We start from the raw sequence: 26,559 nt of genomic DNA, 5'->3' as shown, positions 1-26,559 counted from the left end.
GATAATTTGGCATTGAGGGGGTAAACAAACATTTTTCTATCTCCCTCAAAATACAGCAGTTTCCGAAGCTATTTACTAGGGAAGTAGGGGAACAATTAAAAAATATTTACCCTGTTAAAAGTATTGTTATTTTACCTCATAAAAACGGGAATTTTTGTAGCAATATTAAACTCCCACTTTACAAAAACAGAATTAACTATTAAACCTGATAACTAAGAAGCAATTATTAATTATGCTTCAAATCCATTTGTAAATTTTGGCCTTACTGATTTTAGGTATGATACAAGCTCCCCTAGCCTCCCAATTTTGGGGGATGCGCGGGGGCTTAACTAGAACAAATAATGGCATATTCATATTTCTATTCAGCAACACCTAAATCTTTTCTAAGTAGTTTAATTATATAAGTTATCGAATCAAATGGATCGAGAAAATTATTTACATAATTGGCAGCAAGAGTTTATTTCTACTAATTTAATCTCTATAGGATATAATGCTTGGCAAGGTTATTTAAGTAGCCAAAGAGGTCTAATTATTTGCAGTACAAACTTACCTATTATTGGTGCAAGTGGAGAAACATTTAAAGTACATTTTGTGCCTCGTAATAATCTTGTACCTCTTCTCAATGCTTGGTTAAAAGCACCTGATACTGTCCCCCTTAAAACACACTTTATGAATGCTCATATTTTAGAAGCTGTAGATAATTATAACCCTGAAAAAGATGTCGTTTTTATGTTGGAATCTGGCAGTTATGTTACTTTCTTTTATCTTACTAATTTACCGATTAGTCCGCCTAGTTGTTACCAACAAGTAGTCAAAATTTGGAATGAATTTCCATCTCAATATTCAGAGGAATATCAAAATAATCATCATCTCTAAAATTTGCTAATTTATTATATCTTTAGATTAAATAAAAAAAGTTATAGTAAGTGTTTATCTGTCAGTACTTAAGCTATGAATTATTAGCTCATTTTCAACTCAAAAAAATAATTAGTATCCAAGGATAATTAAAATTATAAAAAAAATTAGCGGGTCTAAGTAGTTGATTGATTCTGGCAAAAGCTGAATCCTGAATGATTAAAAGTTATTTGCTTTTCTATTTATACAATTAAGAAAAATATTTTTTGAATAAATTATTCTTTATTAACAGTTAATTTTAATAAAATTTATTCGCCTCTTGACAATAAAAAAAAAGATGATACTATGTCTATATATTATTTATTTGCCAAACAATTATGTTAACTAAAAATATAAAAATAACCACTCAAGAGTTTCTTCTTCAATTAGACAAAATTATTGAAGAAAAACATTTACTTAAACATCAATTCTATCAAATGTGGAATGAAGGAAAATTATCTTTAGAAATGTTGCAAGAGTACGCTCAAGAATATTATCTACAAGTTCATTATTTCCCTACTTATGTTAGTGCTACGCATGCAGCTTGTGACGACTTAGAAATCCGAAAAATGCTCCTAGAAAATCTCATAGAAGAAGAAATGGGAGCCACAAATCACCCAGAATTATGGTTGCGTTTTGCAGAAGGTTTGGGTGTAAAACGGAAAGCTGTACAAGAGCGCCAACACCTAGCCAAAACTCAGGAATCAGTGAAGATTTTGCAACAGTTATCCCACAGTGAAAATACAGCAAAAGGTTTAGCTGCTCTCTATGCTTATGAATCCCAAATTCCCGAAGTAGCTACTACTAAAATTGCTGGTTTGAAAAAATTTTACGGCATTAATTCTGAAGCAGCTTTGGCATTTTTTAAAGTACATGAAAAGGCTGATGAAATTCACAGCAAAGTTACGCGAGAAGCATTAGTAAAACTCTGTGAAACTAATGCTCAAAAACAGGAAGCATTAACAGCAGCAGCAACAGCAGTAGATGCTTTAAACTTACTACTTGATGGGGTGTATGAAGAATATTGTCAAGTTGTGAATTAATGACAGCAATTTTCCGTTAAGGAACGGAAATTAAATAAGACCGGGAAAATATGCTTTATGCCGCATAAACCTCTTGAGGGTAATTAATTTTATCCGGTTTTATTTTATCAAAATAATATGGGTCTAAAAGCCTGCCTTTTAAGGCGAAATATTGGAGCGGGATTCAAATTCCATACTTCCGCTCCTGGGAAGGTTTATGGGTGGGTTGACTTACTAAGCCCTGACTTTCTTAATCTCATTCCTAAATAGAGCACAGTGGTTGAACTAACCGAAGACATCATCTTTAGTTGCGACTTCTGGTGGTTTTAATTTAGAAGCGATCGGTATAATTAATGTTATTTAATTCAGTGGGAGGAAATAGGGAGTATGGAGTAGGAAAGAATCAACAAGTATGATTAAATAGTATTGACTAAAATATCACTAATATTCTGTAAGAGTTTAGTCTTCAAAGCCCTACTTTTGAGGTATTTTGTTGATAAACAAACTTTAAATCTAGAGAACTAAAATGAATGAATTTAATCAATGGGTCACACCATTAAAACGTATGGTATCGGAAAAAAATCCTAAAGGTGGAACGATAGAATATGAAGATTTTCCTACTACAATAGATGTCACTGGTCCTCTACTGTATACATTAATTCAGCAACAGTGGCAACAAGTTCAAATAGGTCATGTTGTTGAAGGTGGCGTACTAGAATTAGAATTTACTGAACCTCCAAAACTTTGCTTAATTTATGATGGTTATTTGACCGTAGCAACTCCCACTTGGCACATTCATTTATGCTTAGAAAAAAATTTAGGAGGACCTCACTGTACGACACCAATAGAATTAAGAGAAAAGCGTCTTTTAAGTCGGGCAGCACTTTATCGTCGCCTAAACCCTGAAGGAGTGGCAAAAAGTTGGGGTATTCAGTTTTGGAATGGGGCGGCAGAAAAGTTAATGACGATATTTTTGCCGAATCCATTTTTAGGGGAAGATGAGGATTATTTGCCTGAGAAAAAAGCGGAGTTTTCCAAACTTGCACTTTATCAGGAGTTACGAGAAATTTATGTTTTAGGAACTCGTCCAATTCCTTTTAATAGTAATCCTTTAAAACGACCTTATTTGTCTGTTTGTCGGTCGAGTCGTTGTTATCCTTCTCGGAAGTGGCAGCCAATTTTTGAGGCTTTACAAACAGCGGTAAAAACATCAGAATTAGATATAGATGTGATTACTTCTGGCTGTCTGGAAGTTTGCAAAATGGGTCCGGTGGTCTTTTATTCGGCAGACCGAACTTGGTACACTCGTGTCACTTCTGATGTTGCTAAACGTATTGTTAATGAGCATTTATTAGGGGGGGTGAAGTTGTCTAAAAATTTATATCCTAAAACTAATGGTTGAAAAATATTAGGAATCAAAATTTATGAATGATAAAATTACAGTTGATTCGTCGGAAAATTATAATCTTTGGAGTAATGCTGAAAAAGCAATCTCTTATTCTCGTTTGTGGGAATTTTTGTTAATTACTATTGGCAGTGCTAGTAGTATTATTTATCCTCACGTTCCCTTAGTAGGTTTTGCTGCTATTAGTGGGGTAACACTTAATAGAAAACAGGCAATAATTTCCTCAATGATAATTTGGTTATTTAATCAATTATATGGTTTTACTCTCCGTCAATATCCCCAGAATTTAGAATCTTTTACTTGGGGATTAGTGATGGGTTTGGGAACATTATTAGTAACAATTATAGCTATTCTTAAGCCTAAATTTATTGAGGATAAAATCTGGAGGTATTATTTATGGTTGAGTGCTAGTTTAGTCATAGGATATGTCTTGTTTGAAGGGATAATATTGTTGAGTGCTACCTTAATTGTAGGAAGCATTCATGTTTTAACGGTAGGGATTTTAGGAAGGATTTTTATTAAGAATATAGTCTGGGCGATCGCTCTAACTTTTCTCCATAGTCTGTTGATTTGGAATGGGATTAAATTCTTTAAAAGAGGGAAACGGAGTTCTATCGCTCCTACTTAAGAAAACTAGACAAACAGCCTCTTAAATAAATAGACTTATCGCAAAATCAAACCTTAAAGTGAAAAGGGAAAATTCTGGCTTTCACTAATAGAAATTCCAGAGTATAACCGCAGTCAACATGAAGCGATAGCTAACCATCTTTGATGTGATTTCGATACAATTCTCTCGCTGCATTATATCTTTTTACACCAGATATTGTATGTTCACATTTGACCCGAGCGCTACTTTTTTTTCTATTAAGAGGTTTTTCTTCCTCAGTTAATTCCTTTCCTAATCGTTTTTTCCTGGGAATTTTGATATTGACAAATTCTTTCTGTAATCCCTGGAAACCCAAATCTACATTACTTTTTACCTCCTGAGGACACAAAATCTACCAACTTTTCTTCATCCAACTGCCGTTTGTCATGTACCTTACCCTTTCTTGATGACGATGGGACGAAGGCTCTTTTCTTTGAATCTTTTATGATCAGATGTTTACGAGTATGGTACTTTTTTTTGCCTGAGTAATGATGTTTCTGTTTTTGGTAGTCTTTTGGAGGCTGGATAGGCCGTTCTGTAACGTCAATCATCATTTCTGTGGTAGATGGAAACCTGGTAATAAATTCTTCAATGCTTTGTAACTTACGTTCTGGTAAGGCCATTTTTTCCTGAAAGCACTCTAAGGGTAATGGCTGTAGTCTTAACATCCAATAGTGTGCTCTGCTGCGGTGTAAATAAAACAACACTCCTGCTACATCAAAGGTAAGGTAGCACTTAAAATTGAACTTGATGAAAACATGACTTGTCTTAGGCCTGTAGCCATCATACTTTTCTCCTTCCTCCTATATTTCGGAGTCTAGGTTTTTGGCTATTAGCGATCGCTTCCAACTCAAGTTGGATACAAAAGGCTTGTAATAATTCATCGAATGCCTTACGTTTCAGTCCAGTCAATGCTCTTAAGAGGCAGTCTTCTTTTATAACTCAATTAATATCTAACATTGTCCCATCTCAAATAACCTATTGACTTTATAGGGTAAAGTATAAAGCGATAATAATATCCACTAGCACCCTATGAGTATTCTCATCAACTACCACACCTGTTGTATCAACATTAGCAGTCGACAAACTGACTAGAAGTTGTTGCCCAAAGCTATCATTTCCGACTCGCCCCACTATTTTTGTGGGAATGCCAAGGCCAGCAGCAGCAACAGCTTGGTTTGCTCCTTTACCACCACCTGCGGTAAAAAAGTTGTTGCCATTAATAGTTTATCCTGGAGTCGGTAAACGGGGAGTGGTTGTAATTAAGTCAATGTTGACACTACCAAAAATAATTATGCTCATAAGTTATTAGTGCTTTGAAAAAAATTACTTACTGCTGGTAGTATATTGTAATAGTGGTCTATCGTAATTATCAAGAGTTACCCAAAAACACCATATATAGTGCATAAAAATTTTGCCTATTTTTACATTCTGTGAGTGTGGAAACCCAGCCAACGCCACGGGGAGTGAGGACTGAAATATTTATTCAAAAATCTTTAGTTATTATAATTAAACAAGTTTGATTCTAATTAAAAAATATTTCAATTCTAACACCAGATAATCCACTGATAATTTATGTGTAACCTTGTCAATAGTTTTTCCTATTTTCACTGCTAACTTTTTCAGAAAATTCCATACTAATGCCCTAGAAGTTATAAGGTTTATTTGAATTTGTATGACATGAAATTGACAATAATTTAAACCTGTTAATTGTTTGATGATAGTATGAAATCCTCAATTTTTTATCTGGGGTAATAGACTCAAATTGTACGGCTGTAAGTAATAATTAATTGAGGTAATATTTTGACAATATATTCTGCTGAAGCTGGCGTAAAAAAAGAAAAAAAACACTTTTTAATGCTGTAAAAATTATTTACTAATTGATTATTTTTCCTGATATTTTTTTCAGTTCTATATCCTAGGTTAGCTGTTGAAAAATTTTGTACATTTTGAAATATTTTATATGATCAACTGGTAGGATTACTATTTAAGGAATAACTATCAATTTTTGCTAAATAATCTATTAATGTAATTAATATTTGTATCGCATACAAACTATATATTAATACAGTTTTAAATAACATTAATTATGATTTAAAGCTATTTTGCATAATTTATTAAACACTTTTATATTTTGTTTTTTGTAAGTATCTGGGCAACAAAACCTATAATCTATAATTGTTAATTGATTAATTAAAATATATACAATCAACTATTTCTATATCAAGATATTCCTAGTTTATAGAAGGCAAATAAATTTATATTTATGGCAATATATTGTTGTCGCTCTAGTGCTTATTTTAAAAAAGCTACACCATCAAATTTTAATCCATACTTTTTTAAATTTACTATATCATAAAAAGTCATATATTCTGCTGTGTTTGTGACATGTTTCTTGGAAATTTTACTATAAATATCCTGAATTTAAAGACTCATATATTCAATAAAATTTGATTGTATTATAGCTAATATTTTCGATTTTAGTTGAGCCAATATTGTGATTTAAGACCCGTAAAATTTTAGTCAATATTTACGATTTATAAGATGATTAAATCAATATTTTTGCTCCTAAATATAATTAAGTCATTTTTTTATAATTATTAAAGATTTTCAGCAAATTAATTTGACAAGCTGTCATATATATTTTTAGATATTTTATTTTCTTATTTTTACTATAGCAATCCTAAATAATATTCGATAAAATATGATATGTAGTCAAATCAGCTACCCTAAAAAAAGTACGATTTTTTATGATAATTTATCTTCAAAATAATTTAGTATTAGTATCTATAATATACTTTAAAAGTAATATCTATCAAAAAAATGACTGATTATAGTATTGACAATTTCACATTTTGACAGTAAGTTTGACATAGTTCACCTTCATAAGTTCTGAGTGTATTATATCAGGGGTTGACTCTTACTTTTGATTTTTCTGTAATACTCTAAAGATGGATTATAAAGATTGATTCCGAGGCAATTAGTTCTTTAAACTTGACATTAAAACTTGACATTATCAAATTAAAAAGTTAACAATAAAAAGTCACCTGTTGCTAAGCGGATAACAGTCATCAATATACAGAATAGAATTGTTTGGTGTGGGAAAAATTAAAATGCTTAAAAGCTTACTATATAAAGTTTGAAGCATTTTAGACCTAAAAAAACGCTTAAGCTTCAACAGATAAAGGTTTTAGGTATTTTTTTTCCTTAATTTTCAACAACTCTAATATATGACTTTTACCCTTCCATTAATTAGGGGTAAATATTGCTAAGTCTTAAGAAATACAATAGAAAAATTAATGAAGATTACCTTTAACAAATTCGTCAAATATGCCCCCAGTGTTCTCAGTATCACATTATTTATAGCAAATCCTGCAGAGGCTAACCGACCAATACAAATTTCTCAAGCATTTCGTTCACTACCGATAGATGATCCCTCATTAGAAATTCCCAGTGTATCTGAGCTAGCAGTAGAAGAGGCAATAGATCAGGTAACATCTGTCTCTCAATTATCAGATGTACAGCCTACAGACTGGGCATTCCAAGCATTACAATCATTAGTAGAACGTTATGGTTGTATAGCAGGTTATCCCAATGGAACCTACAAAGGCAACCGGGCCATGACTCGCTTTGAATTTGCTGCAGGATTAAATGCTTGCCTAGACAGAATCACAGAATTAACTGCAGCAGCAACCAGTAACCTAGTGACTAGAGAAGACTTAGCTATATTGCAACGTTTACAAGAAGAATTTGCAACCGAACTAGCAGTATTGCGCGGTCGTATAGATTCTTTAGAAGCACGCACAGCAGAACTAGAAAATAACCAATTTTCCACAACAACCAAACTCAATGGTGAAATTCTGTTTTGGTTAAGTGATACCCTCGGAGAAAGAGCAAATGCCCGTGGAGAGTCTTCTGGCAATAACAAAACTCAGACTTTCTTTTCTTATCGCACCTGGTTACACTTTGAGAGTAGCTTTACTGGAGAAGATTTGCTATTCACCCGTCTACAAGCTAATAATACTTACGATTTGAGTGAGCCAGATCTTACCAATACTTTAATGACTCGTACTGCCATTGATGAAGCTGATAGTAATGATAATTTTGGTATTGACCTGATGTTCTATCAATTTCCCATTGGCGATCGCGCCCAAGCCATCATCGGCCCTATTGGAGTTGACCTAGATGACGTTTCCACAGTTCTGTCACCCTTTGCAGAAGAAGGGGATGGTACCATTTCTAGATTTGGACGACGCAACCCTACCAGTTTCCGCGGTCCGGCTAATGCAGCTCTTGGTTTTAGCTACGCATTTAATGATATGTTTATGGTCAATGTTGCTTACTTAACAGACGATCCAGCAAATCCTGCTGAAGGTGCGGGTGCATTCAATGGGGCTTACAGTGCATTAGGTCAACTTATAATTGAACCTAATGATACCTTGGCATTTACCTTGGGTTATGTTCGTAAATATTGGGGTAAGGATGGGGTGGATATTACTAATGGGACTGGTAGTTTCAAAGCTCAAGACCCCTTTGATGGTCTTTCCACAACTGCTGATAATGTTGGGTTACAAGCTCATTGGAGAGTCAATGAAAAGTTTGAGATAGGAGGTTGGTTTGGTTCCACCTGGGCGCGGCCGGAAACTAGCAATGGTGATGAAGACGATATTACTATTATTAATGGAATGTTATATTTTGCTTTCCCAGATTTGTTGATAGAAGGAAATTTGGGTGGTTTGATGGTTGGTGTACCTCCTATTGTTACTGATGGTGGTGATGATGATTCATTGAAAGATGATGATACATCTATACATATAGAGGCAATTTATCGTTTTCAAATTAATGATAATATTTCTTTGACTCCTGGTTTATTTGTGATTACAAATCCTAATCATGATGATGTTAATGATACTATTTGGATAAGTACATTCCGAACTCAGTTTGTATTTTAACTAAAATCAGCGATCGCTAATATAAATTAGTGGAATTAACGATATTTTTTTTATGAGTGGCCATCTCAAAAAAAGAATTACTTAAAATTTCAAATCAAACAGAAGATGATAGCCTACTATTAGATGAGCGATCGCTATTATGGTTAGTACTATTTAATATCAAATCCGTTGGCTTCGGAGTAATATAATTCTTATCTTCAGTAAGGAGAAAAGCTTACTCATCCCTAGAAATTCAACTTATTACTCCTGCTACCGGATTTGATATCAGTCCTGATTATCTTTACCAAAATTGCCCTGAAATTGGTAACCCAGAATTGAGGAATATACTAATAATCTCCAATCTTTTTTGTAGTCTAATTAGGGGTTAGTAAATTACATAAATTTCTTCTTTTTATTCATGCAAAATAAATTATTTTTAGAAAATGTTATAGTTAAATATATTAGTAAAAATCGTCCAATTTAGCACTCTATCAAATTATGGAAGACATTAACGATCAAATTATCAATATGATGGCAGATTTTTTCGGCATTTTTGGTCAAAAAGAAGCCTTTACTCTACTAATAGCAATTGATAGAGAAACAAATTACAACGACTTCTTAAAAGCTGAAGCTGGTTTTAATAGCTATAAACTAGCTATTCTAGATAAAGGCATTCAAAATTCTCCCTATCAAAATCAGGTGGAAAATTATCCAGAACATCTAAAAATGCTGTCTAGTTTAGCAACCCCACGGGCAAAAGCTTTTCCCCATGTTGGTGAACTTCCAGAAATTGATGAACAAGCACTTAGTTTTATTCATCCTGATATTAAAGAAGCTTGTATTTGCCTAGGTGGTAATGCTGGCGGACTCTTTAAATCTCGTTGGTTAGGTAGAAATTCTCTGGATAAATGTCAGTATTGGAGTTCTACTAAAGTCATTGCAATTTTAAATATAATTTGTTCTCTTAGTTCTCTTAATAATGATATTAATACCTGTCAAATTCGAGGCGATGGAAAAAATATAGACTTTAATGAAGCTGTAGAAGATGTGATTACTTATGCAGAAAAGGTAGGTAGTTCTAACGCTTTATCTGCAATGTTTAAATGCTTCCAAACTTATGTTGGTTTAGAATCATGGTTGAAGGAAATTACAGGTAATAATCATACAGAATTTCAAGGTTTATATGGTGAAGAACCCTTTATTATATCTCCTGAAATTGTACAAGATAATCAAGTTTTATTGAGTGCTGTATCAGAAATTAAAAAGCCAGAAGACCAGACAGGAGAAAATGTTGTTACTGCTTATGACCTAACCAGAATTATGTCAATGGTAGGGTGGTATTATCATTTGCCAGAACCAGCAAAACTACCAGGAATGTCTTGGAAAAATTTGCAACCTTTGATTAGGAATACTGGCAAAGATTCTGCTCGTTATGTAGATGTAGCTCTAGAAAAATTGGGAATTCAAAATAGTATTAAATATCCTGTTATTTTATCTAAATTGGGTTTTGGATATACCAAGAGTCGTAAGCGTACAGAACTTACTTATACTTGTTTTACTCAGTTTGAATATCAGGAAAAAGTTAAGTCCATAGCTATGACTTTGCGGGGTGCAAAAGCTTTAGGAGACTGTGACAGAGAAGCAGTAGAAATAGATGCTCGGATGGCAGCAGAAGTAACAGAAATTATCAGACTTTTAGTAACAGATGAACTGGTTTAACGAACTCCAAACTCAGAAGGCGCGAACTTAAAGTTCAGAACTCCAAACTCAAAAGTTAAATTCATAGCAGTGACTAAATCAGAATTTACCCACTTAAACAAGAAATTGGGTTTATTTCCCCAGCCGATAAACCCAGTTTCTTTAACATTATTCCTTATATAGAGAAGAGAGTATTCCCATATCAACCTGTATTTCGCATACCAGCAGCGATACCATTAAGAGTCAACAAAGCACCCCGTAATAACTCACTCTTACTATAACGAGAATTAATTACACCAGGTGTACCTGTATCATGCTGACGCAGACGTTTCAGCAAAGCTACCTGCAACATACCCAGAGGAATAATAGTTGCATTACGTAATTGTACAGAACGCTGTAAATCTGGATCTCCATCCAAAGGTCGTTGATGACCAGAAATTTGTAGCACTAAGTTCCGTGTTAGGTGATACTCAATAGTAATTTCTTCAAACAGTGTCTCAAAGCGTTCCCGGTCTTCTGGTTTGGATAATTCGCGCACATAATAATGAGCAATTTGCAAATCCACCTTAGCTAAAGTCATCTCCACTTTAGAAATCGCAGTAGTAAAGAAAGGCCACTTTACATAAAAGTATTGCAAAAGTTTTAGGTGTTCTTCTGGTTCTTTTTCCACAAACTCTTGTAAAGCAGTTCCCACACCATACCAAGCAGGTAAGAGAAAGCGACTTTGAGTCCAACTAAATACCCAAGGAATTGCCCTTAAACCAGAAATTGTTTTCTTCTTATCATTTTTCCGCCGAGCTGGACGGGAACTAATTTGTAGTTGACTAATTTCTGGCATTGGTGTAACTTGATAGAAAAATTCTACTAGATCTTCTTGTTCATAAATCAGATTTCGGTAATGGCTACGCGATCGCACTGCCAACTCCTCCATAATTTGATTCCAAGTTTCAATTTCATCAAACCCTGTATGTAGCAAACTAGCTTGAATTACTGCAGTAGTAACATTTTCCAAGTTAAACATTGCTAAGTGAGGCAGAGAATATTTAGAGGCGAGCACCTCTCCTTGTTCAGTAATTTTAATCCGCCCACTAATGCTTTTACCAGGTTGAGCCAAAATAGCTTTATAAGCTGGACCGCCACCACGTCCTACAGAACCACCGCGTCCATGAAAGATACGCAAAGCAATGCCATGCTCTTCCCCTACTTTGTATAAAGCTTTTTGAGCTTTATGAATTTCCCAGTTACTACTCAAAAACCCAGAATCTTTATTACTATCTGAGTAACCCAACATCACCTCTTGCAAATAAGGAGCTTCGTTAACTAATTCATTAATTGGCTCTTTTGATAATTTATCATATCCACCAGCAAGCCCTGCACGATATAGGGACAACTTAAATAAATCGTGCATTACCCTGGGAGCACTTCTCAAGTCTTCCACTGTCTCAAACAAAGGAACCACGTGAATGCTACTCGCACCAGTTGCCGGATCATAAAGTCCTGCTTCTTGAGCTAACAACAACACTTCTAATAGATCGCTAACATCCCTACTCATACTAATAATATAGGTTTGGCAAATTTCTTCACCAAACTCTAGCTGTAATTCTCGCAGCATTCGGAAAGTATTAATTATTTCGCAGGTTTTCTCAGAAAAAGGTAACTCTGTGGGAATTAAGGGGCGACGAGTAGGCAACTCTGTTGATAACCATTCAGTCCGCTCTGCCTCCGACATTTCTATATAAGATTTAGGCAGAATTTGTAAATATTCAGTAATCTCTTGGATCGCCGCTTCATGGACTGAAGACTCTTGACGAATATCTAGTCGTGCTAAGTTAAAACCAAAAATTTCTACTTGAGAGATTAGATTTTCTAAGTCACTACAGCTTAAACCAGTTTCTTTGAGGTTACGCTGAATTAGTTGTAATTCAGCTAGAAAATCAGCACTAGAGTGATAAATGCTTTTTGTTTCTTGATATTGAGAGAGAACTTGTTTTTGTCGTTGAGAAAGAACTTCTTTTTTTTGTCTTTGAACTTCATCACCATTATATAAACGCGCATTGCGATCGCGAGTATTTTCTAAACGCTTTTTGATATAAGACAACTTCAAACGATAAGGTTCTTGCCGATAGCGAATTGCCCATTGATCGTAAACTTCTGACATCTGTATATGGTCACGGTCTAGAGAATCTAACAATTCTGGTAACACATCACTCCAATGTAGAGATAAACTCAAAAGTTCTTTGAGGCGATCAATAGCATTAAGATATTTTTCTAATACTATCTGACGTTGGTAACAAGCTGTTTGCCAAGTCACTGCTGGTGTACAAAAAGGATTTCCATCACGGTCAGATCCTACCCAGGAACCAAATTTACAGAAATTGTAACTTGGTGGTTTCAGATAAGGAAAGGAACTATGTAAGGCTTGCTTAAACCTACGATGTAGTTCAGGAGTAGCATCAAATAAGACTTCGTTAAAATAATGAAGAGTAGTTTCTACTTCATCTAAGACACTAGGTTTAAATTGATGTAGTTCATCTGTACGCCACCATAAAAGAATTTCTTCTGTTAACTGTTCTTTGAGGGATTCTATTTTCCAAGATGACACTAAAGAATTTACTTGTTCTTCATCTACGTGTGATTCTGAAAGGCTTTCATTTACTTGATCGAGCTGTTGGAGAATTTTGGCGATACGTCTTTGTTTTGTTCTAATTGTACGACGAACAATTTCCGTTGGGTGTGCTGTAAACACTAAACGGATATCTAAATTATTAATTAGTCGTTGAATTAATTGTGATGGTACATTGAGGGTCTGTAGGAGGGGAAATAAATAATGAAATGTACCCTCTCCCTCATGTTTAATTCTGTTATCGTTCCACACTGGTATACTCTCAACCCGCAGCGAACGGGTATCATGATCTTTAGCTATATCATCTTTAGAGATTAGTTTTTCTAGACTGTTATTGTGAGAGTAAGCTAGTTGTTGAATTTTTTGTTCATAATGTTGTTCGACAATATTAATTAGCTGAAAATATAGAGCAAAAGCTCGAGCTGCCCGAATTGCATCTTTTAGTTCTAATTTTTCAATCAGTTGTTCAATTTCTGAACCTAGAAAGTCAGATGCTTGTCCTTCTGGAGAATGACCCGAGCGCATCTTCTGGAGTATATCTACCAATTCTTGGCCACACTCTTGTCTGAGCACTGATTCCCACAAATTTTCAACTATTTTGATTCGATTATGTAGAAACAGATCTGAAGCTGTCATTTTAGGATTTTTGAACCCTGGTTCTAGGGTTATTTCTTTTGAGTGTAGTAGTGAGCTCATATTGACTGTTCCTCCTTAATCGGTAATATCAAAAAAATGTATTTTTTGATACTCTTATCTCCATGATTATGGATTTAATAGTACCAATGTCTGAAAATAGCTTATACTAATAGGGTTTTTGTCTGCGTTTGTACAAATCTACAAACATATTAATAGAACAAAACTTAGTCAAAATATACAATCATACATGGAATAAAATCATACATGGAGTAAATAGGGGTGAGCGGCCACGAGTGATTCGCAACATCAAACACACCTACTTGATATAGTAGTTCTGCACAAGTCTTGTAGAAGTTACCGAGGAAAAACACTTTTACACTACATCACTCCGACAATTTTATCGTAGTTTGGTTCATGTTTTCATGATATTTGAGTTATTCTTCCTACAGACATAGGATGCTAGAAACAAAAAGTCCTCTTGTACTTAGCACCATATTTCCCTACGGGATTTATTTTAGTGTGTTTCTTGATTTCCGTTGTACTAAACTTACTCAAACTTACATAAGGCGTGATTGCATAAGTTTTGGAGCTGGCTTCCTGTTTCAAAGAATACCACTGACCGCAGTCTCTAACTTATCTACGACCTAGGCTTCAAATACCGAGGAAGCTCAAGCTACTTATTCACATAATTTTTGATCATTACTCATATTGTTACAATGTCACTATAATATGTGTAAGTTTAAACAAGTATAGTTAATTTTTATTGAGCTGTCAAGTCCCCCCCTTTTCTGGAGAGCGGTTTTCATGATTAGTAAACTACAGGAACGTCTTTATAAGGTTTTGCTTGTGACGATGTGGTTTATAAACCCGAAAAATGCTGTAAATATATTATGATAGCATGACGATGCTTTGAAATTCATCCAGTTTAACAGGATGACAATTATTATGGTTTTACCTTTAGCTCAAAAAAAATTTACCTTGGACAAGATTAAAATTAAATACAATTATAAATCTAATGGGTTTTTTTGGGGAAATTTAAGAATTGGTAGGCGATCGCCACGAAATATTTCCTCGCTATACAGGCCTATTTCTAATAATAACTCATTAATAGCTTTATTACTCAACAGACCTAGTAAAACTGGACCAGTGGCCAAGGAGAGGACAAGCTCAGAGGAAATTTTCCAACTGGGGGTTGTAATTGTTGGATTTTCAGACGAATTTTCTCGAAAGGATGGCATGGGTATTACCTCACTAAGTTGTAAACATAGTTTTTCACCTGAATTCTAGTATTTTAGCTAAATTGTCGAAAAGTTTCACAATAATTTTCAATTTGCTTGGGACTTATGCCAAAACTGGTTATTATTTTAAATAAATACAAATTTTTATTAGACCTCTCCTAAAATAGTCAAACGCTCACTATAACTATCCTTTAAAAAGCAATCGCTAGTTTCCATAAGATAGTTAATTTTTCCATTAAAATCAGTATTATAGATACTTGCTATTAAAAACTATCCATAGAAGTAACTCTATAAATTTTACTAATTTATCTGTACATTAAAGAGAAATTATTATTACAAAATTAATGCACCTATTCCTAAACTCACCAGACCACAAATATTTAGTTACTATCTGTGCATATTTACTAGAATTTAGCTTCAATCTTTCTGGGGCTAGTCCCGCATATTTTTAATAATCTCACTTATATCTTCTACAAATATTCTTTCTAATGCTAGCTCTTTATTTTCAGACTTTTCTTGATTGCTTAATTCTTCATTTTTAGGATTTTGTTTAAGTGTTTTTATTGCTAGTGATCCCATATAAGCTTTATCTCCGGTAATTTTTTGTCCTTCAACAATTTTTTTTGTTTTCATAAACAAAGATTATATTACTTTTTTTTCCTGGTTTTCCAGCTTCTATATCAACAATATATTTACCTGAAAGCAACACAATTACCTAACTTTTTCTTGTATTACTTTTTTTTCCTTAATAATATTATTTTTTGTTTTTCTTATACCCTTAATTTTTCTATGGTTTGCCCATAGCTATCTATCATTAACTTATATTTTTTTGAAACTTGCTAAAAATTTATTAACCACTAGGGTCACTAGAGTTTTTTTTACCTCTTATAAATTTGCTAATAACAATTACCCAATTATTGGGCTGTAGTTATTAAAGATATCATTAGCAATAGTTTCACTGACTCCAAATTGAACTATTAGTAGTTAAAATGTTGTCAAATTTATTAAATAAGTTAAGGTTAAAATAATTTGCTATGATGCTGATAATTTAGGTAGTCTATCACCACCTGCTCCAATAATTATTACCTTTTTGGTTGATGCTAACTCCTGCTTTTATTCCTGTCATTTTATTGCTTATTTTAATAATTTTTATAGTTATTAATACTTAATTCCCCATAAACTTTGTGCTTCTTGAGAATGACTCTGAATATGCTCTAATATACTACTTATAATTTCCAGGCTAAAATAACATACTTTCTTACTATATCACGATATATTTATTTTTCGGAGATATCTATTAAATAAAGTAGGGACATTTAATACAACATGCCTAAGTCCTACCCGAGTGGAAAGATAGATTGAAGTAAATCTTGAAAAAAAAGGAGGAGCGCCATGGTAAAGAACTGCTGTTTAGAGCCCCTGGATGAGTTCATAATCACCTACAGCTTTAGTGGAAATAGGAAGTAAAAATTAATATGGCAATTTGTGATGTTTCATACCAATTTTATTAAGCAGATAGTAGGATTAGAAGAAATAGTGATACTTAACATTTTCTGGTCAATGTATTAAAGCCAGAGTTCGGGACAATATAATTACGTCGATACTCTAAAAATAGCTAGAACTCCTGCTGATTTAGGATTTAGACTTTTCTGAGGTCAAAAGCTTTGCCCGTCTATATTTAAGTGTTTTTTCTAGCTAAGGTGGTAGTTTTGGTCCCAATATCTAGTATGTAGATTAATAAACTGGTTGAGAAAAGTATTATAGTGGCGATAGCTATTACTGATGACCCAGGATTATCCTATTTATGATGTTGCTAACTGAGTTGTTTAAACTGAAAATAGAGCTGTTTATTATATGCATTGAGCACTATAAAGGATTTTAATACTATCGGTGCTTTGGGCAAAACATAAATTCAAAATAGTCTCAAACCCTTATATAATTAAGGTAATTTTTTTGAGATGTAATCAACTAATGCCATGATCTATCTTTTGTTTGAATCATTTTTAGTAATAGCGATGTATTCCCCCTAACCCAAAAGAGCAATTAATAGCATTTTTGCCGTGAAAAATATTAAAGTACTGCTATAGTACTACAAATATAATCTCTGAAAAAAGCCTCTTTAAGAAGTTTCCAAACATCCACAAATACCTGTAAATTTTATGGGATTTATTGATAATTTTTTTGAATCCTGTTTGAATGATTTTTGATTTTATGTACTTTGAAATTTGCCTTTTATAATTTTTGTTTGTGCCTTCTTTAGTGATACTTTTTTGAATCTGCGGGTAGTTCTGGTTGTAATGCAGTAGGACTTTTTAAAATAGATTTGTTAGTACGTAATATTACCTCATCATTAAATTGTTCTACTACCAACATTGGTACTGGTTTTGCCTTTTTATCCCAATCAATATGTACAATCTGACCTTGAATAGTAGGAGTCCAATTATCATGGTCATTATTAGGACTCAAATAGGTTTCTAAACAATCAATAATTTGATTAATAGTTTGATAACTTACCTGATTTGATAACTTTTTCAGTTTAATTGAGACCCGAAATAATACTCTTTTTATTTGGTTTTTACCTGTTTCTCCAGTCTTGTATTCTACCTCAAATATTGAATTAATTTTTTGATCATTCGGATTTCTTTTCTCTCCTGTTATACTTGAATTAGGCTGGAGTGCTATATTAATGTGCTGTTTTACTTTTTCCTTAATTTGGTTCACAATACCAAAGTTGAAAGCTTCCTCTTCCATCCGCATTCTTAAGCAATCTAAGTTAAATTCCCGAGAATGGATTAGGTCAGGATTTTTTTCCATTTTGGCTATGGTTGCTAAAGCTAATTTATACTTTTGTTGGAGGTTTTTATTTCTAAATACTTCTAAGCTAAGTTTTTTATTAAATCCTTTGATTTTTGCTTTGTGAAAGATGCCCAAAATAATTAGTAATATTAATAGTAATCCAGATACACCCATCCAAACATATTCTATTTTGAGCAAATTTGGTTCTGGAGGTGGAGAAACTTGGGCTAATCTTGATTCCACGACAATAATAGGTGTTAACATAAACTCTACGAATAATTTAACGATGAATTTACAGAAGTTTAAGCTTAAAAATCAGGGAGTTAATGTTTTGAGAATAAATACCTAATAATTATACTTGTAGATACAGCGGTTCGGTGTTGTCGGTGAGGTACACAAATGGCGGGCAAGATGCCTACACTACAATATTTTCAGCATTTACTTTGTACATTATTTGCTGGATCAGATGCTGTATTTGAAACTATTGATTCTCCTAAAAACTATAGGTTGGTTGAAAATAATTACTAAATAACTTATAATATATATACTTATATCAATTACCTTGATGGTCTAGTCTATGATATTAATTAATTCAGTGTAATCCTTGTATAAATTTTGTATTCTTATGGAAATTAAGAGGCTGAATTAAGTTATAAATTTTAACCAAGTTAATCAAAATACAAATATTTCTAAGACTCTAATACCTCATAATTGAAAAACTATAATTTAAGCTATACCTCCATTAATTTCAGTGTAAAAATTAAGCTGATTTTTTAAGAGACTTTTAATATTTAAGCTACTATCTGTATATTTATAAATATACTGTTTAATATGAATAAAGAAAATATACAAATTGTGAAACGAAAGCTCTCAAGAAACATAAAAGTCTTTCTATTGAATAAAATCTAGTAAAGTTGTATTGGTTATAACCTTATCTAAACTAAATATTCAAAATAATTCTTATTCCTAATTGTGGCTTACGAACCTCTTCATCATAAATATCGTCCTCAAACCTTTGCAGACTTAGTGGGTCAAGATGTGATTGCCCAAACTCTCACTAATGCCATCCATACCAAACGCATCGCCCCAGCATATCTATTTACAGGACCTAGAGGCACAGGCAAAACCTCTAGTGCTCGGGTTTTGGCCAAATCTCTCAATTGTCTGTCCTATGACCACCCTACACCGAGTCCCTGTGGCACTTGTAATGTTTGTGTAGGAATTACAAAAGGGTCAACACTGGACGTTATAGAAATTGATGCTGCTAGCAATACTGGTGTGGACAACATTAGGGAATTAATTGAAAGATCCCAGTTTGCACCTGTGCAGTGTCGCTATAAAGTATATGTGATAGATGAAGTCCACATGTTGTCTGTGTCTGCCTTCAATGCTTTACTGAAAACTTTGGAGGAACCGCCAAAGGGAGTAGTATTTATCCTGGCTACTACAGATCCACAGAGAGTCTTAGCAACTATTATTTCCCGTTGCCAACGTTTTGACTTTCGCCGAATTCCTCTTGAAGCAATGGTCAAGCATTTACATCATATTGCTATTGAGGAAAAAATTGATATTACAACTGAAGCGATACAGATGATAGCTCAAATTGCTCAGGGTGGGTTAAGAGATGCAGAGAGTTTGCTAGATCAGTTGAGTTTGTTGGCAGGAGAAATTACGGTTGAACGAGTTTGGGATCTGGTGGGGGCGGTGCCGGAACGAGATTTAATGGTACTGGTAGAAGCGATCGCTGCGGATAATTCCATAAAAGTATTGAAGTGCACTCGCCAAATTATGGATCGGGGTAAGGAACCAATTATTGTATTGCAAAATTTGGCAGGGTTTTACCGAGATTTATTGATAGCAAAAACAGCACCAACAAGTAAAAATTTAGTAGCCTTGACAAAACCTACTTGGGAAAAGCTTTGTCAATTTTCTCAAGACTGGGATATTGGAACTATTTTAGCTGGTCAAAAGCATTTACAAACATCGGAAGTACAAATTAAAAATACTACTCAACCTCGTTTATGGTTGGAGGTAACTTTATTAGGGTTATTACCTTCTGCATTACCGAAATTTAACCAGTTGGAAAAACAAGAAACTAGAGATATAAGTCAGAATGTTTCTGTTAAAAATACTTCCAAAAATTTATCACAACCCCTGACAAAAAAACCGATTTCTGAAAAACCAAAACAGCAAATCTCAGAACCAAAAGAAGTTTCTAAAGAAGTTCCTATTGCTCCTAAAAGTGAAGATTTTTTTACTTCTTCAACTAATGATACAGCAAAAAAATCTTCGTCAGATTCATTAGAAACTGACAAGATTAAGAATGAATCAGAATTACAGAATATTTGGGAAAAAGTTCTAGCAGAAGTTAAACCACACAGTACACAAGCTTTATTAAGTCAACAAGTCATATTATTAGGGTATAATAATGAACTGGCGCGTATTGGTATTAGCTCTAAGAATTTAGAGAAAATGGTTATTCATAAAATTCCTAATATTGAAGCTGCGTTTGAGAAAATTTTTCAGACTTCGGTAAAAGTAAAAGTAGAGGTAAAAAATTCTCAACAAAAACAGCATAGTTTTCGTGAAAATATTTATCCGAATCATAGTCCAAGAGAAAGGCTAAACAGTAATAATAAGCTAAGGCAAGAAAACTCTAATTATGATGATAAAATTGCCGAAGATGAACCAGAAAATTTCCCAGTTTCCTATCCGAGCAACTCCCAGAAAGAAAAGAAAACTACCCCAAATTTTTCTCTGCCTAATTCACCTTTGAATGATTTGGTAGAAAAGGAAAAATATCCTGAAGGAAAAAGAGATTCTGTGGCGATCGCTACTCGTCGGATAGTTAATTTTTTTAAGGGAGAAATAGTAGATATAAAATCAATTAAATTGCCAGATAAAATAGATCAAGCAGATAAAACTGATTTACCTGCAACATCTGAGTCTTCTGATTTATCTATTGATGTTCAGAGTCAAAAATCTAAAAATAGCCATGTTGGTATAGATGAACCAGAAGAAAATGAAGGGGATAATTTTAATGATGATATTATATTTTAATCTGATTATCCTCAATTAAATTAAGACTCAGTTTATCAGTGGAGAATTTTTTGTTTTCTAGCCCATATTCAGCAGGTCAATTTGTAATTGAAAAAAAAGTAGATAACAATAATAATAATTATTATTTAGTATTTTAATTATGTCGGCTTACAGGACTTAGGCAATTATAATAATTGTAGTGGTTATCTGTGAAAAATGAGGAAATTATGTAGTTATAGAGCATATATAGGGGCACTCCATAAGTTTTGGACTTACCTAATATAGATAAAAACTTCAATAAGCTATATAATAGTTTTCAGTTTATTAAAAATAATTATCAATAATTGTGAGAGAGCTATGGCCAATCTTCCTCTTCCAAAGCCAGAAAAATCGGAATTTTGGAACAGACGGCAATTCCTAAAGTTAGGAATAGTTGGTACTGGTGTCACTTTAGCTGGCATCAGTACTCAACATATTCTACCTTTATTGTCGTCATCACTTAAGGCCCAGGCTGCCATAAATGCCATAGAACTAGATCCTATGAATACTCTGCGGGATTTTGATTATGGCATGCTCAAAGAAGAAAATGGTCGCAAAATCAGGGAATTTCAGATTAAAGCAATTAATTCTAAATTACAACTAAATCAAGCAGTATCCTTAATTAGTTGGAACTATAATGGTCGTGTTCCTGGGCCAACACTGAGAGCAACAGCAGGGGAGCGAGTACGAATTATTTTTGAGAATGAAGGTGGTCATGCTCATACGATGCACTTTCACGGTATTCATCCAGCAGAAGCAGATGGAGTACGACCAGTACGCCATGGCAAAACAACAGTTTATGAATTTGATGCTCGACCTTTTGGGGTTCATCTCTATCATTGCCATATTACTCCAGTGACTCGTCATATTAGCAAAGGGTTGTACGGTATGTTTATTATCGATCCTCCCGAAGGTCGTCCCCCTGCTGATGAGATAGTATTGGTAATGGGAGGTTATGATACTAACAATGATGGCAAAAATGAGCTTTATGCTTTTAATGGTTTGCCAAACTATTACAAAACCCATCCAATACTGATACAGCAAAATAAACTGGTGCGTTTGTATATACTGAATATGATTGAGTTTGACTCTGCTGCAACATTTCATATTCATGGAAATTTTTTCCAGGTTTATCCTACTGGTATGACTGTTAAACCATGGCAAAAAACAGATGTAGTTACTATGGGAACTTCTGAAAGACATATTCTCGAATTTTACTATTCCTTCCCTGGTAAATATATGTTTCATCCTCACCAAGATGCGATCGCGGAAAGTGGTTGTATTGGTTTATTTGAGGTTTTGCCTCAGGCATAAAAATTTGAGCAAATTATTAACTGAATTTGATGGTTATTAATTATGATGAATATTAACACTATTTTACGTTATTTTTTGGTGGGATTTCTTGCTACTTTATTAGCTATAGTTTTTCATCCTAATATTCAAGAAACTGTGAGTAATAATTCTATGTTTTTAGGGACTCCAAGTATTGCCGTTTCTCCTGAAAGTAAAGATATTGACTATATGAGTAATTTAGGATTAATGAAAGGGCATTTATTAGTAGGCAAAGAATTAATTGTAGCCCAAGAAGAAAAGGAGGCAGAACCTCATTTTGCTCATCCTATAGAAGAATTGTATATAGATATTGAAAATGAGCTAAATGATCGTGGTATTAAACAATTCAAAAATAGCTTAAATAATTTACATGATTTGGTGATAGCTGGTGCTAAGGATACTAATAAATTTAACAGTATGTATCAACAAACTATGGAAGAGATTGATGGAGCTATTTCAAATTTGCCTAGTAAAAAGCGTCAAAATCCAAAATTTGTATTACAGGTAATTAATGAATTATTAGATACTGCTGGAGCAGAATATGAAGCAGCAATTCTTGATGGAAAAATTGTGGAAGTTATTGAGTATCAAGACTCACGAGGATTTGTTGATTATGCAGAGATTCTATACAAAAATATAGCTGATACAATGGGGAGTAAATATTCTGATATTGATGGAAAAATACAAGCAGATATGGCTAAATTGAAAAAGGCTTGGCCTTCTGTTCTAGCACCAGAAATAGTAGCAATGGAACCTGCTAAAGTATCAAAGCTAATTCAGGAGATTAAGCAAAATAGTGAAAAAATAGGATAAGCGGATAATTTAAATTGCTGAATATACAGCCGAATTTCTAGTTTGTATGTCTAGTTAGGACTTAAGAAGAAATCTGGTTAATATGGGTTGATCTAGAAAGTTTCGTGATTTAAAAAGGAAGAACCAGGGCAATAAACCCGGTATTTTGGTTGTGTGTGAATACTGAGGGTGAAAAAAAGAATACTATGCTTGGGGGAAAGTTTAATTATTAAGTAGTTAAAATAGTTAGAATCACCTTTTTCATAGTTATTAACTAGTTAATGTTAATGATTTTTATTTTGTAGGGACGTTGCAGACAACGTCTCTACCCAGACTACCTTATTCAAGGGACTGTAGCAAATATTTATTAAATTTGTATTAGTGTGTAACTATCTGATTTTTTATATACTTTTCTTCTCTCTCATTTTCTTGCCTTAAATTTGGTTGTGCTATCCCTTTTATCAAAATAATTAAGTCAGAATTGAAATTCTTAATTATAACTTATAGCTTCATTAAAACTGATTCTCTAAAGATGATATTTGGATACTAACTAATGACTATTTTACAGGTTGATAAATTGACTCATTCCTGTTTCTAATATTTCTAATAAAGCATCAAGGTTATGACCCAATTGTTCAAAACAATTAGGTGGTGATATTTCTGGTTGAAAGTAAACCAATTTAATTTGACTGTCACCAATGGCAATCATTAATACTTCTATTTCTGGTTTATAACCATCTATTAAGCCTAATATTTCCTGAATTTTACCATCAACGTTGCGGTTTAATGTTTCTATGGCTGCTTTTGAACAATATACAAATTTTGGTGTTTCTTTTAAATCAATTCCAATTGTTTCATCAGTTTCTCCGTTTTCTAGTTTTAAACCCCATGCTAAAGCTGCTAATTCTTTTTGATTAGCTTTCACAAATTTATCTAACTGATGTTGCCAGTTATTTTGATTTTTTTGGGGTAGATTATTATTAAATGTCATCATAATTTATATTTAGAGTAAAATAGTTTTATTGATAAATATTAGAGTCATATTAGGGATTAGAGAGGTAATTTTTATACAGCTTCTCTAGGATAAAACAGTGAATAAAAAAGAAGAAAAAAACTGTATTTTAGTCATTTTAGTCATTTTAGTCTGGTAAAATTTAACATAAGAATAATTAGTATTAATTTCGCTTAAATTAACAATAAAATAATTGTTGTTGTATAACTACTTAATGACTAAAAATTTTACCTAATTATAGCATTAATACATGGAAATTTGTATGACATCATGCTAAGATAAGACTGTGAAAAAAAGTTTTTTTCTTATAGTGTTTTATTAATTGTTGCCTTCTCCTTTCTGCCTTCCTTAAATTTACTAGCTTACTAATTTTAAACCAGATTGTACGCGCCATAAAGTAGAATAAGTTCCTGATTTTTTTAATAGTTCTTCATGACGACCAACTTCTACTATTTGGCCATGTTCCATCACATAAATACAATCAGCATTTCTAATAGTTGAAAGACGATGGGCAATGGCAATAGTTGTCCGATTTTGAGTGATTTTTTCTAAAGATTTTTGAATCGCTGCTTCAGTTTCATTATCCACTGCTGAAGTTGCTTCATCAAGTATCAAAATAGGAGGATTTTTTAACACTGCTCTAGCCAGAGCAATTCGTTGTCTTTGACCTCCTGATAATTTTTGTCCTCTTTCCCCAATAATAGTATCGTAACCCTGGGGTAACTTATTAATAAAATTATCTGCTTCAGCAATTTTAGCTGCTGCAATAATCTCTGACAAAGTTGCATCAAAACTCCCATAACTAATATTTTCTATCACAGTTCCATGAAATAGAAATATATCCTGACTAACTAAACCTATTGCACGTCTTAAATCTTGTAAATTAATTTGATTTATTTCAATTCCATCAAGAGTTATTTTGCCTGATTGAATTTCATAAAATCTCAGTAATAATTTGACGATAGTACTTTTTCCGGAACCTGTTGAGCCGACAATTCCAATGGTTTTTCCTGCTGGAATTTTCATGGAAATATTTTGTATGGTTGGAAAATTTTTCTGATAGGAAAAAGTCACATTTTCTAATTCTAATTCTCCCTTAATAAACTCAACAGATAAAGGTTTATCTCCGGGATGAATGGTAATTGGAGTATCTAATAAGTTCATCACCCTATTTATGGAAGCCATGCTTCTTTGATATAAATCAAGAGTTTCTCCTAAACTAGTTAAAGGCCATAATAATCGTTGAGTTAAAAATACCATGATACTATAAGTACCTACGGCTAATCTACCATCAACTGCTTCTAATCCTCCTAATAATAAAGTTGCTACAAAAGCGATAAAAATTATAATTCTAATTAGGGGTACAAAAGCAGCAGAAAAAGCGATCGCCTTTGTATTTTTGCTTTTATAAGCATTACTATTTCTAGTAATTCTTCCTACTTCATAAGTTTCGGCTGTGAAGCTTTTTATTGTGGTAATTCCTGAGAGATTATTAGATAATTGACTATTTAATAAACTAACTTTTTCTCGAACTTCAGCATAACGAGGAGCCAGAAAATTTTTAAACCAAGTTGAAGCCCAAATAATAAAAGGCATAGGTAACACTGCCCACAAAGCAAAGCTAGGAACTAAAACAAAGAAAGCACTACCAATAATTATTACTGTTACTGTGACTTGAATTATTTTATTGGCCCCTACGTCTAAAAATCTTTCTAACTGGTTAATATCATCATTTAAAATTGTCATTAAATTGCCTGTACTACGTTCTTCAAAGTAGGCTAATTCTAAATCTTGTAAATGACTGTAAGCTTCAATGCGTAAATTATGCTGAATATTCTGAGCTAAATTTCGCCAAAGTCGTTGATAAGCATATTGAAAAATTGATTCTAAGCCCCAAACAATTAAGCTCAAAAATGCTAAAGCTAGCAGTTGGCTAAAGGTATCTTGAATTCCAAATTTAGCGATTAGAGAATCTTCTTTTTTGACTACAACGTCTACTGCTGCACCGATTAAAACTGGAGGTGCTAGGTCAAATATTTTATTTAAAATTGAGTAGATAACCCCTTGCCAAGTTTGAGCTTTATAAGCATTTCCATAGTTGAGTAAGCGGAGAAAGGGATGTTTTGGTTTTAATGTTTTTTTTGGCAATTTGATGTCCCGATAAAATTTTTCTGAAAATATTCTAACATAGTTGCTGATAACTATAATAGATATTTTAAAATAGCTAGTCTATGTCAATCATGAAAGGTTCTCGGGTATATAAAATTCATGAAACTATGATTCTGCTTTCTTATGGCTTTGCTAATTTTTTTTGTTGATTAACTTATTACTTACGACAACGATAGCTATTTTCAATACTGGCTTTAGTAGTTGGAGTTATAATTGATCTAATTCTACTTATATTAGTATGGCTATAAACTAGGATATTCAGAAAAACTGTATTCAATTATTTTGAT

At 33.1% G+C, this 26,559-nt stretch carries 20 protein-coding genes; 10 read left to right on the top strand and 10 right to left on the bottom strand.

Features of this window, described 5'->3' with window-relative positions; all coding sequences use genetic code 11:
- The first annotated feature begins 417 nt into the window (after positions 1 to 417).
- The 4 genes from TERY_RS04000 (at position 418) to TERY_RS03985 (ending at position 3,949) form a co-directional block, all read left to right on the top strand.
- Positions 418 to 876, top strand: a complete 459-nt coding sequence (locus tag TERY_RS04000; protein ID WP_011610648.1) for a hypothetical protein — start codon at positions 418 to 420, stop codon at positions 874 to 876.
- A gap of 356 nt (positions 877 to 1,232) precedes the next feature.
- On the top strand, positions 1,233 to 1,937 hold the full coding sequence (locus tag TERY_RS03995) for a CADD family putative folate metabolism protein (protein WP_011610647.1): 705 nt from the start codon (positions 1,233 to 1,235) through the stop codon (positions 1,935 to 1,937).
- 505 nt (positions 1,938 to 2,442) lie between these two features.
- Complete coding sequence (locus TERY_RS03990) at positions 2,443 to 3,318, top strand: DUF7676 family protein (RefSeq protein WP_011610646.1); 876 nt, start codon at positions 2,443 to 2,445, stop codon at positions 3,316 to 3,318.
- Positions 3,319 to 3,340: 22 nt separating this feature from the next.
- Entirely contained in the window at positions 3,341 to 3,949 is a 609-nt protein-coding gene (locus TERY_RS03985; protein ID WP_011610645.1) for a hypothetical protein, read from the top strand.
- Positions 3,950 to 4,079: 130 nt separating this feature from the next.
- Here TERY_RS03985 and TERY_RS34425 read toward each other — a convergent pair whose 3' ends face one another.
- From TERY_RS34425 to TERY_RS29785, 4 genes are all read right to left on the bottom strand, one after another.
- A complete protein-coding gene (locus tag TERY_RS34425) occupies positions 4,080 to 4,316 on the bottom strand; it encodes a transposase family protein (RefSeq protein ID WP_011610644.1) in 237 nt (78 codons plus the stop codon).
- A complete protein-coding gene (locus TERY_RS34420) occupies positions 4,291 to 4,635 on the bottom strand; it encodes a transposase family protein (RefSeq protein WP_044136388.1) in 345 nt (114 codons plus the stop codon). Before TERY_RS34420 ends, TERY_RS34425 begins: the two co-directional genes overlap by 26 nt.
- 115 nt (positions 4,636 to 4,750) lie before the next feature.
- Entirely contained in the window at positions 4,751 to 4,879 is a 129-nt protein-coding gene (locus TERY_RS36165; protein ID WP_370496583.1) for a hypothetical protein, read from the bottom strand.
- A 75-nt stretch (positions 4,880 to 4,954) separates the two neighbouring features.
- The gene (locus tag TERY_RS29785; RefSeq protein WP_370497391.1) at positions 4,955 to 5,191 is read right to left on the bottom strand and encodes a PfkB family carbohydrate kinase; all 237 of its coding nucleotides are present in this window, start codon (positions 5,189 to 5,191) and stop codon (positions 4,955 to 4,957) included.
- Here TERY_RS29785 and TERY_RS36160 point away from each other — a divergent pair.
- The 3 genes from TERY_RS36160 (at position 5,115) to TERY_RS03965 (ending at position 10,617) form a co-directional block, all read left to right on the top strand.
- Positions 5,115 to 5,279, top strand: coding sequence for a hypothetical protein (locus tag TERY_RS36160; protein WP_370496581.1), 165 nt, complete (start codon positions 5,115 to 5,117; stop codon positions 5,277 to 5,279). The two genes, TERY_RS29785 and TERY_RS36160, sit on opposite strands and share 77 nt — an antisense overlap.
- A gap of 1,987 nt (positions 5,280 to 7,266) precedes the next feature.
- On the top strand, positions 7,267 to 8,919 hold the full coding sequence (locus TERY_RS03970) for an iron uptake porin (RefSeq protein WP_011610643.1): 1,653 nt from the start codon (positions 7,267 to 7,269) through the stop codon (positions 8,917 to 8,919).
- 477 nt (positions 8,920 to 9,396) lie between these two features.
- Positions 9,397 to 10,617: a hypothetical protein gene (locus TERY_RS03965; protein WP_011610642.1), complete on the top strand. Its 1,221-nt coding sequence runs from the start codon at positions 9,397 to 9,399 to the stop codon at positions 10,615 to 10,617.
- 181 nt (positions 10,618 to 10,798) lie between these two features.
- On the opposite strand, the gene ppc is transcribed toward TERY_RS03965, so the two are convergent.
- The 4 genes from ppc to TERY_RS03940 form a co-directional block, all read right to left on the bottom strand.
- Positions 10,799 to 13,915, bottom strand: a complete 3,117-nt coding sequence (gene ppc, locus TERY_RS03955) for a phosphoenolpyruvate carboxylase (protein ID WP_011610641.1) — start codon at positions 13,913 to 13,915, stop codon at positions 10,799 to 10,801.
- Between the two features lie 944 nt (positions 13,916 to 14,859).
- Positions 14,860 to 15,093 (bottom strand): hypothetical protein, encoded by a 234-nt coding sequence (locus tag TERY_RS03950; RefSeq protein WP_011610640.1) that lies wholly within the window; start codon positions 15,091 to 15,093, stop codon positions 14,860 to 14,862.
- Between the two features lie 432 nt (positions 15,094 to 15,525).
- The gene (locus TERY_RS36155; RefSeq protein ID WP_063823333.1) at positions 15,526 to 15,726 is read right to left on the bottom strand and encodes a transposase family protein; all 201 of its coding nucleotides are present in this window, start codon (positions 15,724 to 15,726) and stop codon (positions 15,526 to 15,528) included.
- 1,623 nt (positions 15,727 to 17,349) lie between these two features.
- Positions 17,350 to 18,153: a hypothetical protein gene (locus tag TERY_RS03940; protein ID WP_011610639.1), complete on the bottom strand. Its 804-nt coding sequence runs from the start codon at positions 18,151 to 18,153 to the stop codon at positions 17,350 to 17,352.
- A gap of 708 nt (positions 18,154 to 18,861) precedes the next feature.
- Here TERY_RS03940 and TERY_RS03935 point away from each other — a divergent pair.
- The 3 genes from TERY_RS03935 (at position 18,862) to TERY_RS03925 (ending at position 23,112) form a co-directional block, all read left to right on the top strand.
- Positions 18,862 to 20,949 (top strand): DNA polymerase III subunit gamma/tau, encoded by a 2,088-nt coding sequence (locus tag TERY_RS03935; RefSeq protein WP_011610638.1) that lies wholly within the window; start codon positions 18,862 to 18,864, stop codon positions 20,947 to 20,949.
- Positions 20,950 to 21,285: 336 nt separating this feature from the next.
- Positions 21,286 to 22,281 (top strand): multicopper oxidase domain-containing protein, encoded by a 996-nt coding sequence (locus TERY_RS03930; protein ID WP_011610637.1) that lies wholly within the window; start codon positions 21,286 to 21,288, stop codon positions 22,279 to 22,281.
- Positions 22,282 to 22,323: 42 nt separating this feature from the next.
- Positions 22,324 to 23,112 (top strand): hypothetical protein, encoded by a 789-nt coding sequence (locus TERY_RS03925; protein WP_011610636.1) that lies wholly within the window; start codon positions 22,324 to 22,326, stop codon positions 23,110 to 23,112.
- Positions 23,113 to 23,653: 541 nt separating this feature from the next.
- Here the strand turns inward: TERY_RS03925 and TERY_RS03920 are convergent.
- Positions 23,654 to 24,085 (bottom strand): beta-carboxysome assembly chaperone CcmS, encoded by a 432-nt coding sequence (locus TERY_RS03920; RefSeq protein WP_011610635.1) that lies wholly within the window; start codon positions 24,083 to 24,085, stop codon positions 23,654 to 23,656.
- 375 nt (positions 24,086 to 24,460) lie between these two features.
- Positions 24,461 to 26,251 carry an ABC transporter ATP-binding protein gene (locus tag TERY_RS03915; RefSeq protein WP_011610634.1) on the bottom strand — a complete coding sequence of 597 codons (1,791 nt, stop codon included), beginning with the start codon at positions 26,249 to 26,251 and terminating at the stop codon, positions 24,461 to 24,463.
- Between the last annotated feature and the right edge of the window lie 308 nt (positions 26,252 to 26,559).

This window comes from Trichodesmium erythraeum IMS101 (assembly GCF_000014265.1).
GTDB lineage: Bacteria > Cyanobacteriota > Cyanobacteriia > Cyanobacteriales > Microcoleaceae > Trichodesmium > Trichodesmium erythraeum.
Note: the sequence above shows the minus strand (reverse complement) of the source record. Positions and strands in the feature narration are given on the sequence as shown.

Bases quoted from the DNA above. Each gene is read 5' to 3' on its own strand.
- TERY_RS04000 (WP_011610648.1), top strand. From the start codon at position 418: ATGGATCGAGAAAATTATTTACATAATTGGCAGCAAGAGTTTATTTCT.
- TERY_RS03995 (WP_011610647.1), top strand. From the start codon at position 1,233: ATGTTAACTAAAAATATAAAAATAACCACTCAAGAGTTTCTTCTTCAA.
- TERY_RS03990 (WP_011610646.1), top strand. From the start codon at position 2,443: ATGAATGAATTTAATCAATGGGTCACACCATTAAAACGTATGGTATCG.
- TERY_RS03985 (WP_011610645.1), top strand. From the start codon at position 3,341: ATGAATGATAAAATTACAGTTGATTCGTCGGAAAATTATAATCTTTGG.
- TERY_RS34420 (WP_044136388.1), bottom strand. From the start codon at position 4,635: ATGTTAAGACTACAGCCATTACCCTTAGAGTGCTTTCAGGAAAAAATG.
- TERY_RS36160 (WP_370496581.1), top strand. From the start codon at position 5,115: ATGCCAAGGCCAGCAGCAGCAACAGCTTGGTTTGCTCCTTTACCACCA.
- TERY_RS03970 (WP_011610643.1), top strand. From the start codon at position 7,267: ATGAAGATTACCTTTAACAAATTCGTCAAATATGCCCCCAGTGTTCTC.
- TERY_RS03965 (WP_011610642.1), top strand. From the start codon at position 9,397: ATGGAAGACATTAACGATCAAATTATCAATATGATGGCAGATTTTTTC.
- ppc (WP_011610641.1), bottom strand. From the start codon at position 13,915: ATGAGCTCACTACTACACTCAAAAGAAATAACCCTAGAACCAGGGTTC.
- TERY_RS03950 (WP_011610640.1), bottom strand. From the start codon at position 15,093: ATGCCATCCTTTCGAGAAAATTCGTCTGAAAATCCAACAATTACAACC.
- TERY_RS36155 (WP_063823333.1), bottom strand. From the start codon at position 15,726: ATGAAAACAAAAAAAATTGTTGAAGGACAAAAAATTACCGGAGATAAA.
- TERY_RS03940 (WP_011610639.1), bottom strand. From the start codon at position 18,153: ATGTTAACACCTATTATTGTCGTGGAATCAAGATTAGCCCAAGTTTCT.
- TERY_RS03930 (WP_011610637.1), top strand. From the start codon at position 21,286: ATGGCCAATCTTCCTCTTCCAAAGCCAGAAAAATCGGAATTTTGGAAC.
- TERY_RS03925 (WP_011610636.1), top strand. From the start codon at position 22,324: ATGATGAATATTAACACTATTTTACGTTATTTTTTGGTGGGATTTCTT.
- TERY_RS03920 (WP_011610635.1), bottom strand. From the start codon at position 24,085: ATGATGACATTTAATAATAATCTACCCCAAAAAAATCAAAATAACTGG.